This is a genomic window from Elusimicrobia bacterium HGW-Elusimicrobia-1 (assembly GCA_002841695.1).
Taxonomy (GTDB): Bacteria; Elusimicrobiota; Endomicrobiia; order PHAN01; family PHAN01; genus PHAN01.
The window spans coordinates 42,753-52,484 of record PHAN01000009.1; the positions used below are offsets into that span (position 1 = coordinate 42,753).

At 49.2% G+C, this 9,732-nt stretch carries 8 protein-coding genes, 3 tRNA genes and 1 pseudogene; 8 read left to right on the plus strand and 4 right to left on the minus strand.

What is annotated here, in order from left to right; translation table 11 throughout:
• Window positions 1-13 precede the first annotated feature (13 nt).
• The 5 genes and pseudogenes from CVU77_06165 to CVU77_06185 all read left to right on the plus strand — a co-directional run bounded on the left by CVU77_06165 (window position 14) and on the right by CVU77_06185 (window position 3,583).
• Window positions 14-1,321: a hypothetical protein gene (locus tag CVU77_06165; GenBank protein ID PKN01264.1), complete on the plus strand. Its 1,308-nt coding sequence runs from the start codon at window positions 14-16 to the stop codon at window positions 1,319-1,321.
• 510 nt (window positions 1,322-1,831) lie between these two features.
• Entirely contained in the window at window positions 1,832-2,170 is a 339-nt protein-coding gene (locus CVU77_06170) for a hypothetical protein (protein PKN01265.1), read from the plus strand.
• A complete protein-coding gene (locus CVU77_06175) occupies window positions 2,167-2,376 on the plus strand; it encodes an excisionase (protein ID PKN01266.1) in 210 nt (69 codons plus the stop codon). Before CVU77_06170 ends, CVU77_06175 begins: the two co-directional genes overlap by 4 nt.
• Before the next feature lie 7 nt (window positions 2,377-2,383).
• Window positions 2,384-3,349 (plus strand): annotated as a pseudogene (locus CVU77_06180) (hypothetical protein).
• 150 nt (window positions 3,350-3,499) lie between these two features.
• Window positions 3,500-3,583, plus strand: a tRNA-Tyr gene (locus CVU77_06185).
• A gap of 94 nt (window positions 3,584-3,677) precedes the next feature.
• Here the strand turns inward: CVU77_06185 and CVU77_06190 are convergent.
• From CVU77_06190 to CVU77_06200, 3 genes are read right to left on the minus strand one after another with little or no spacing between them, the layout of a single operon-like run.
• Entirely contained in the window at window positions 3,678-4,709 is a 1,032-nt protein-coding gene (locus CVU77_06190) for a hypothetical protein (GenBank protein PKN01267.1), read from the minus strand.
• Window positions 4,710-4,725: 16 nt separating this feature from the next.
• The gene (locus CVU77_06195) at window positions 4,726-6,168 is read right to left on the minus strand and encodes a hypothetical protein (GenBank protein PKN01268.1); all 1,443 of its coding nucleotides are present in this window, start codon (window positions 6,166-6,168) and stop codon (window positions 4,726-4,728) included.
• A 19-nt stretch (window positions 6,169-6,187) separates the two neighbouring features.
• A complete protein-coding gene (locus tag CVU77_06200) occupies window positions 6,188-6,793 on the minus strand; it encodes a penicillin-binding protein activator LpoB (protein ID PKN01269.1) in 606 nt (201 codons plus the stop codon).
• Between the two features lie 132 nt (window positions 6,794-6,925).
• Here CVU77_06200 and CVU77_06205 point away from each other — a divergent pair, with 132 nt between their 5' ends.
• The gene (locus CVU77_06205) at window positions 6,926-8,068 is read left to right on the plus strand and encodes a DNA modification methylase (protein ID PKN01270.1); all 1,143 of its coding nucleotides are present in this window, start codon (window positions 6,926-6,928) and stop codon (window positions 8,066-8,068) included.
• Between the two features lie 104 nt (window positions 8,069-8,172).
• Here the strand turns inward: CVU77_06205 and CVU77_06210 are convergent, their stop codons facing one another.
• Complete coding sequence (locus tag CVU77_06210; protein PKN01271.1) at window positions 8,173-9,078, minus strand: hypothetical protein; 906 nt, start codon at window positions 9,076-9,078, stop codon at window positions 8,173-8,175.
• A 274-nt stretch (window positions 9,079-9,352) separates the two neighbouring features.
• On the opposite strand from CVU77_06210, the gene CVU77_06215 reads away from it, so the two are divergent.
• Window positions 9,353-9,425, plus strand: a tRNA-Gly gene (locus tag CVU77_06215).
• Between the two features lie 49 nt (window positions 9,426-9,474).
• Window positions 9,475-9,547: transfer RNA gene (locus CVU77_06220), tRNA-Thr, on the plus strand.
• The last annotated feature ends 185 nt before the right edge of the window (window positions 9,548-9,732 follow it).

Genomic DNA, 9,732 nt, shown 5'->3' on the forward strand with positions numbered 1-9,732 from the left:
GGAGGGTAAAAAAATGGGGCCGCCAACAGAATTGCATAAATCGACAATGGAATGGGTAGCGGGTTCTCTTGCAAATGCGATGCAGTCCCCGGTTAAATTATTAGATACTTTTTTTGTGGATATTGATTCAGAAGAGATTTGTTTATTTTTCGGTTGCAAAAGAGACGAGTTGTTTTTAATAAGAGGGGGCGTTTTTTATTACAATGAAAAATTTTTTAAGATTTTAACCGAATATTTTACCGCGAATGGTTTTACGAAAATAAAAGAGACTGGCAAATGGAAAACAGCAATGAATCTTGCCATACATTCGGGCGAAAAGTCCAATCCGCTTATTGACGGGCTTCAATTCTATGAAAATCATAAAGATAAATTGGTTTTGTCCTGCGGATGTTTTAATCCGTTTGAAAGAAGGACCTTTTTCTACATAGATTTTATTGTTCACAAAGAGTGCAGGGAAATCGTTTCAACGATTTACAATCGTATTTTCTCCGATTGCTCTCTGAAAGGAAAAATTATTACAAAGGACAGGGAAGAAATTTGCCTTGATAGAAAATATTCTTTCGATGAACTTGTTCTCGATAATGAAAAAATACAACTCATCAAGGAAAACACAATCGGGTTTTTAAAAAACAAAGATATTTTTAGTAAATACAACATACCGTTTAAACGTGGGATTATTTTGGAAGGTTCGCCCGGGAACGGAAAAACACTCCTCGGCAAAATATTGGCTTCAACTGGTATGTTCACGGTTATATGGATAACCCCCAGGGGTTTTACGGGGTCGGAAAGCGCCGAACTGGTAAAAAGGATATATGAATTTGGGAATAAACTTTCGCCGACATTAATATTTTGGGAGGATGTGGACCTAACAATTTCAAACAGGCAAGGTAACAAAGATAATGCAATATTAGGCGAACTGTTAAACCAACTTGACGGATTAAACGCCATTTCGGGCATAGTAACTATTGCGACTACAAATATGACGGAAGCGCTGGATAATGCATTGAGTCATAGACCTAACAGATTTGACCTGCGCATAAAATTTGATAACCCCGATTACAACACAAGAATAAAAATGCTTTCTAAATTCACGGAAGACGTAATTTTGTCGGACGATATAAAGTTTGAAATTATTGCAGAAAAATCGGAAGGGTTCAGCGGCGCCTGTATGAAAGAAATGGTTCTGGAGGCAAAGAAGTTCGCTATTATTGATGGGTCTTACAATGAGATGGATAAAATTATATTGAGAAAAGAATACATGGATAAATCATTAGAAAAAACTAAAAAAATAGTAGAAACAGTGACGCCTCTTGGTTTTTAGCGATATTGGTTTTTAGCGATAATGGAAAAAGGCGGCAAAGGTATTTTTTGCATCTTTGTCTTTCCCCCGCCTTTTAATTATCCCATAGTAAAGCCCCTACTTGACAACGCTCAAGATATTTAGGTAGAATCACCGGCAGATGCGGATTGGCAAACAATCGCATCGCCTCCGGCGCCCCGGTTTGTGGGGCGGCGGCGAAGCAGATAGTGTCGTAATTTCACATTAGTGCTTGTGGGGGATGCCCAAGGCACTTATTGGTTCCGCAGAAGGCGGAACTGGTAAGTGCCTTTTTTAATTTACGCGGGTCCGCGACAAGTTCAAACACTTTGACTTGACAAGAGGCCGTAATTTGAGTAAAATCATGACAGTAGTAGGCAGTGTCACAATATCGTCACAGGTGCTTGTGGGAGACAAACCCAAGGCACTTATCGAGCAAGTCGGGGACTTGCGCGGTAAGTGCCTTTTTTAGTTTCAGCGGGCGCGCGATAAAATCGGCGTAAGGGTGTAAATATGTCCGCCAAAATAAACGAACTCAAACTTAAAAATGCGTTACACCGGTTCTGTAGCGGCGAAACAACGGGCCGGATCCTGGCGAAACTCGCCGACGGAAACATCGTCCACGTGGAGACGATGGAGCAAACGTTTCCGCGGGCGGGGGCGCCGGTCGGCAAGCCCGACGTGCTTCCGGCAAAGTGTGCCGCTTTCATAGAGCGGCGCATCGGGACGGACTTCTTCGGCGACATTACCGTCGATATCATTCACGGCAAGATTCTCGACGTCAGAGTCAAAAAAATATACAAGCCGCGAGACATTGAAAAAGAAATCTGCGGCGCGGGGAGCGCTCGATGAGCATCAAACGACTGCTTAATATAGACGAAGCCGCCGAGTACACCGGATTGAAAAAGAACACGCTTTATTCCTGGGTGTGCCAGCGACGACTGACTTTCGTGAAGTGCGGCCGGCGGACGATGTTCGACATAAAAGATTTGGAGCGGTGGATTGAGGCGAATAAAACCGAAGAAAAGAAAATTGCCGCGAAAAACGATATTTTGTAAAATACTTATGCGGGGAGAGAAACCAATGGGACTCACGAGAAAAGGCGATAACTGGTTCATCGATTATTACGCCGGCGGCCGTCGGAAGAGAGAGAAAATCGGCGCGAGCAAAAAACTCGCCGAGCAGGTTCTCGCCAAAAGAAAAACCGAAATCGCCGAGAACAGGTATCTGGACATCAAAAAAGAGAAAAATATACCGTTTCAAAAGTTGACCGAACTTTATCTGTCATACGCGCGGACGAACAAAAAGTCGTTTTCAAACGACATTCATTACATGAAAAAATTCATCGAGTTCTTCGGCGACAGAAACATCTCAGGGATAACGCCGCTTATGGTCGAGCAGTTCAAAGCCGCGCGCAAAGACGCCCTCTCCGAAGCGACGATAAACCGGTATCTTTCCGTCTTAAAACATATGTTCAACAAGGGTATCGAGTGGGGGCTTTGCGACGGCAATCCCGTCAAGAAAGTGAAGTTGTTCAAAGAGAACAATTCGCGTATCAGGTATCTGGAATTTGACGAGATGAATAAGCTACTCGATAACTGCTCGGATTTCCTCAAACCCGTCATATTGACGGCTCTGAATACCGGAATGCGGCAGGGCGAAATACTCAATCTTAAGACGGAAGATGTTGACTTAAAAAGAAAAATAATATATATTAGAAAAAGCAAAAGCGGCGAATCGAGAGAGTGCCCGATAAACTCGGTTCTGTCGGAAACTTTTCAATCGCTCGAAAAAAATCCGAAAAGCCCGCACATTTTTTTGGATAACGAAGGGCAGAAACTGGGCCGCTTCGTGGTGAGATATTCTTTTGAAAAAGCGGTCAAACAGGCGGGCATCGAAGATTTTCACTTTCACGATTTGAGGCACACTTTCGCTTCGCATCTGGTTATGGCAGGCGTGGATATTATGACAGTCAAAGAACTTTTGGGACACAAAACACTGAAGATGACTTTGCGTTACAGCCATCTTTCGCCCGGTCATAAGAGCGCGGCGGTCGAGACGCTGGGCGCGAGCTTGCGGAAAAATATGGACACTTTTTGGACACTTGAGGGTGGTCGGGAAGAAAAAGGCGTTTCGGATGGTATACAAAAATCACTGAAAAATGATACAATAGATGACAATGGGCAGGTGGCGGAGTGGTTAATCGCACCAGACTGTAAATCTGGCGTCCTTAGGACTGCGAAGGTTCGAATCCTTCCCTGCCCATTTTGATACAGTAGTCAGCGAATAGTGGTGAGTTAAACCTGTTTTGGTCCGCAAGCCCGCGTCTTTACATTAAAAGAGAGCGGGTTTTTTGTTTTTACTCTCCGCCGAGAAAATCGTTTTTAATCTTACGCTCGAACAAATCGCCCAGAATTTTAAGCCCCGCGATGCGTGCTTTTTGAAACGCTGTTTTATCGTCGGGATTGGACTCGCTGCCGGATGCGGCGGCGGCTATTATAACCTTGCCGGAATCTCTGACCTCGACGCGGCCTTCCCATCGGTAATATTTCCACGCGACCTGAGTCGCGCGCGAAAACTCCGAGACGTCGAACCGCGCGTCGACATCCATCGACACGGATGCGGAGTCCGTCGAAGCTCCGTCGGCGAAGGCGACCACGGCAAATCCCAGTTTTGTCAGGCGTCTTGTAAGCTCGACGGCAAACTCCCCGGACAAGCCGTCGGCGGCGTTTACCCTGAAAGTCGTGCGGCTCTTGGCGTCGGCGATTTCGGACTCTATCGAGGAAAATGACAAGTCGTCGGGCAGGGGCGGCGACGGCATGTCGTCCACGACTCGGCGGCGCAGATAAAGGCCGTCGCGGACAGAGGCGGCGGAGCGCGCTTCGGATAGATTTTTGAGTTTTTCCGCGAAGGACATTGTCTGTCGCGCGGATTCCAGCGACTTCATTACTTTTTCTTCTGCGGAAAGTATTTTCAGCGAAAGTTCGCGGCGGTATTTGGCCTTATCGAGCACCGCCAGCGCCCAGTAGACCTTGTCTTTTTTGTCGTACCACATCTGGGCGATTTCCACGCCCTCGACGGTATCGACGACTTTGCTTTCGGTCTTCTGAACCACGTCAACGGATATTTCCGCGCGGCCGCCGGTGGCTTCCGAAGAACGTTCGGAAGACGTCTCGACAGTCGCCTGCTCGATGCGCATACTGAATGCTTTGGCGATTTCCGCCCGGGCGACGTCGCGCGAGGAATCCATCGTGGAACCGGCGCCCACGCCCGTTATGAAGCCGGCGGCCGGATATTTTTTGCTCTGCCCGGAAAGCCATTCGGGCGCGGCGAAACCTGTCGAGGCGAAGAATAAGGCCAGAACAGCCGCGGAAATAATTTTTTTTGTCATTTTCGTCTCCTTAAAATCACATCGCCGAACGCAACGCCGCAAAAGTTCTGCGGCCTTTACGCACGGACACGCTTTTGATTGTTTCCGACGTCACTTTATATCCGGCGTTGTCGTAAAAATCTACCACGATATCGTAAGTCCCCGTCGCCGCCGGCAACCTTGCCAGAAATATTTTATCCGGAAGCGTTCGCCACGACCTTTTGTCGGCCAATTCCGTGGCCGCCGCCGCGCCGGCGACGATTTTTTGGGCCAGCCAGCCGAGCGCTCTGTCATTGCTTGATTTGGCGACTTCCGCGCCGATTTTTTTTGAAAGCGCGTATTTTACGGCTGAACGCGCGATGGTCTTTGCGCGGATGCGGCCGATTCTTTCGTCGAGAACTTTGACCGCTATGGCGCCTATGTCCTCGGCCATCTCGGCGCGGGCCGTCGCGCTCGCGGGGGGCGCGTTACCGTCGGGCGGCTGTTCGGCGGAAGCCCTGAGCGCGACATCGAACCGCGCCGCGCGATAGGGCGACGGCGCATATTTGGGAAAGGCCATAACGACTTGGTCCTCCGCGGCAATAGAGCGGGCAATACGTCCGGCCTGCTCCACTTGCGAGACGTCGTCGCCGCGGGCTTCCACGGAACCCACGTGAATCCAAGCCCGCCCGAAACTTATCTCAAAGAACGAATCAATCTTTACGGGCGACAACCCCGCGTAAAGCACAATGACTATCTCGCCCGAATCCGCGGCGGCGACATCTTTTGACTGAACCCCGCGCTTGCTTATTATCTCCCGCGCGCGATCTTTCATTCCCAGCCGCTCCGCGGTGCGGACGGCATCGGCGGCAAGACGCGCGGGCGGAGGTGTGCCGTAGTTTTTCAGGTAAGCGTCGTAGGCGTCGAGCGCTCTCAGGTAAGAAACATGAGCGGAGTTGATTTCCCCCGCTTCCTCCTGTATCAACCCCGACAGATACCGCGCGAACGCGTCTTCGCGGTAGGACATTTTTCCGTCGTAGTGCGTTTCCAGAGTTCTTAGCACGTGATCGGCGCGGCGCGTTTCGACCAGGGCGGCTTCGTAATCGTCGAGGAGCACATAATTCAGCGCCGAAAAAACGTGAATGAGAACCCGCTCAAAGTCCTCGCCGTAATAAGGTCTTACGTTATCGCTGACCAGAAACGTGGCCGCTTCCGCGGATATGCTTTTGGTGAATAGTTCGCGCGAAAGCTGCTGCGCCGTCTCAAAGGCCTCGTTCGACGCGCGGTAATCTCCCGCCAGATGCAGCAAAAATCCTCTGTCTAAAAAATAGAGCAGATCGTTCTTGGCTCCGTAAATTTTCTTGCGCGACTCTCCGGCGAAAGCGCCCGCCTCGGCGTACCTGGAATCCCGCACAAGGCCGTTAATCCTCTCGTAATATCCGCCGGTGGATGCGCAGCCGGCGACAAGAAAAAGCGCGGCGGGCAGCAACAACCGTTTCATTTTATTATATCTCGGCGGATTACGGCCTGTAATTAGGACGCTCCACGACCTTTTTGATTTTTTTCTGGCCTATCCAAACTTTCTCGTTAGTCAGTATATTTATCATCTCGAGTTCAACCTGATAATATTTAAGCTGGGTCTTTCCGGCCTCGTCGAGGATAGTGTTAATCTGGCCTTTTACCATAAAGTCGGCGCCGTGCTCCTGGCCCATACTTTTGGCGGTTTCGATTGAGGCGTGTTCCGCCTGCTCCATACGCTCTTGTCTTATCTCGCCGCGCTGCTCGCTCGACGCCACGAAAGATACTCTGCCCGAATTTATCAACTCTCTTTCGAGATCCTTTACGAATGTCTCGGTGTTGATATGCTCGTGGCTTTTATTGAGCACGCTGCCGACGATAACGCGCGGCTGGGCGCCTTTTGCCGACGAGAAATTGCTTATCCAAGCGCGCGAGAGGGCGTCTTTTATCATCTCTTCGGACACCATGCGCGAATCCGTGTCGTTCCAGTTTCCGCTCAAATCAATCTGTTCTTCCACGCCCACGCGCTGAACCTTGGGCACCGTGCGGCAGCCCGACAGAAATACCGCAGTCATCGCGGCGGCAAAGCAAAAAACAAGAATCCTCATACGGCCTCCATAGACGCGGAGCGCCTCCCATCGGCGTCCGCTTTTTCTTAGTTGAACATTGCATAATATTATACATATTTTGACGCAAAACAAAAGAGGCGTGCCGACGACACATTTTGATAAAATATCCGCATGGCAAAGCATCCAAAAAAAAATACGGGCGGCGGAATCGATTTCGACGCGCCGTTTTTGACGTCGCGGCTTATAACCTGCATAGGCAACAAACGCTCCCTGCTGCCTTTCATAAACAGCGCCGTGGCTGAGGTAAAAAAACGCCTCGGTAAAAAAAAGTTATCGGCGCTCGACGGTTTCGCCGGCTCGGGCGCGGTCGCGCGGCTGCTGAAATATCACGCATCGGAACTTTGGGTCAATGATATGGAGCGCTACAGTGAAGTCCTCAACGGCTGCTATCTTTCCAACCGCTCCGAGGTCGACATCGACTATATCCAAAACACTATTAACTCTCTAAACGCAAGAAAGTCCGACGACGGCGGCCGCGGATTCATCGCCAAAAATTACGCCCCCGAAAACGACAACGACATAAAATCGGGAGAAAGGGTATTTTACACAAGCGCAAACGCCGGGGCCATAGACAACATCAAGCGGATTATTTTTAGCGAAATCCCGGGCGCGCAAAGGAATTTTTTTTTGGCGCCTCTTCTGGTCGAAGCGTCGATTCACACCAATACTTCGGGGGTATTCAAGGGATTCCACAAAAAATCCGGAGTGGGCTGTTTCGGCGGAAGAGGCGGCTTCGCTCTTTCAAGAATCAAAGGCGGGATATCGCTTGAAATGCCGGTCTTCTGCGGCGCCGAATGTCCCGTCGTCGTAAAAAAAACCGACATCAACAAACTATCGGCATCGAAAGAACTTCCGCCGGAGCTGGATATAGCGTACTACGACCCGCCGTACAATCAGCATCCATACGGCTCGAATTATTTTATGCTTAATATAATAGCGTCCCGCGCGGCTTCCGCAAAAATCCAGGACGGTGAAAGCGGTATCGCGCTGGATTGGAACCGTTCCGCGTACAACAAGCGCGGACAGGCGGCGCAAGCCATGGAACGTCTTATTGAATCCACGCGAGCCAAATATATTTTGATTTCCTACAATAACGAGGGCCTGATAAAAACCGATGAACTGTCGGGAATTTTAAAAAAATACGGAAGCTGTGAAACAATGAGCCGCGAATATAATACTTACAGGGGATCAAGAAATCTGAACGGCCGCAATATAAAGGTAAAAGAGATTCTTTGGATTCTTAAGAAACGATAAGAATACCGCGGCATAAAATCGGCGGTTGCAATTGTTTATGCAATGTTGATTTTGTGAAACTGCCGGTTGGACAACTGATCTTTAATTATTGAATCGGCGCACTTTCATTTTCCGGAAATTTTCAATTTATCTCTCAATGCGAGCATTTTTTGATAATCTTTTTCGGAATATACCCCGACAGGGGTTTTTAATTTTATTTCCATCTTCGGAGATCCCGCGTTTTTCCACGCGCTGTACCACAGAGAAGCCAAATCCTCGGCCGCTTTTTCAACCTGGCGGCGCGTCATGTCCGCAGTATCCGCCCAAAGCGCTCTAAGATTGTTCCCGTGCCCGGTATCCGCGGCAAGTATAACGGATATCTTGTCATGAGAGTCGATTATGAAATCGAACGCGAAATTAAGGGGGTCGGCCACATATCTAACGTTATCGGCGCGCGGGACGGCGCCGTCAAAAAATACGTCGGCTGTCCGCGATTCATACCTGAAATGTATCCCTTGATTGCCGGTGTACTGTCCATCGTAATTTTCAGTCGTGTGAAGCGGCTGGTGGGCGTCGGCGACATAATGTCCCATAACCGCGGCGCACAACATCGCGTAGTTGAATGTTTCAGAACTCTTTAAAAATAAAGTGAGCATCTCGCAATGCTCCGCTATCGTCCATGGAACAACACCGTTTGAAACCGCCTCGCCTTCGCCATATTTTTCGATAACATCATTAAGGGATTTCCTGATACTTCCGAACGGGGGCGGTCCGAAAAAATCTATGTCCACGTAATGCCGGTATTGCTCGCCGTCGAGAAAGCCCTTCCACTCGTCGGGGGCGGCGCTCTGCGAAACCAGATATTCAGCGCATGACTTAAAACTTTTCATCTCCGCGGGCAACAGCATCGCCGCCTCGCCGTTGATGTATCCGTGTATTTCATAGCCCCATCCGAAGACAGGCGCCCGCCACAGAGAGGAAACGACGCAAAATATACAAGCGAATAAGTACGCCCGTTTTACCTTGCTCATAGATTTATTCTTCAGTATACGTCATACGTCGTCAAGCGATTCGGGACACTTTGCGGTTTTTTATTGAAGTGCGTTTCAAAACAAGTATAGCATATAGACACATCACGCCGACTTCATCAATTGTGATAACTTACACCCGACCACTCATCATACCGCACTCAAACACCTCTTATCGCCTGTGGGAATGCGCCGGGCCCGAAATATGCGACGTTAAAGAATTGATTTGTAATGTCGGGGGTTTTTTGTTATAATAGCGCTCGCCGTTGGGTCGACCGCGGGAGTAGTTCAGTGGCTAGAACATCTGCCTTCCAAGCAGAATGTCGCGGGTTCGAATCCCGTCTCCCGCTTTCTCTTTGAGACGGCAGGACGCCCGCCGGCCGCATAAAAAAAGCTTGCGCCCGGATAGCTCAGTCGGTAGAGCACTTCATTGGTAATGAAGAGGTCAGCGGTCCGATCCCGCTTCCGGGCTTTTAAAAAGACGTGAGGGGTGAATGGAGAAGTGCGAAGGGTTAAAGAAAAATCACTCTTCCCCCTTTACGATTTACGGTTTTTCAACTCTTTTCACCTTGAGAAACAGGAGGAAACATTTATGGCAAAAGCTAAATTCGACAGAAGCAAACCTCACGTAAACGTAGGCACGATAGGCCACGTGGA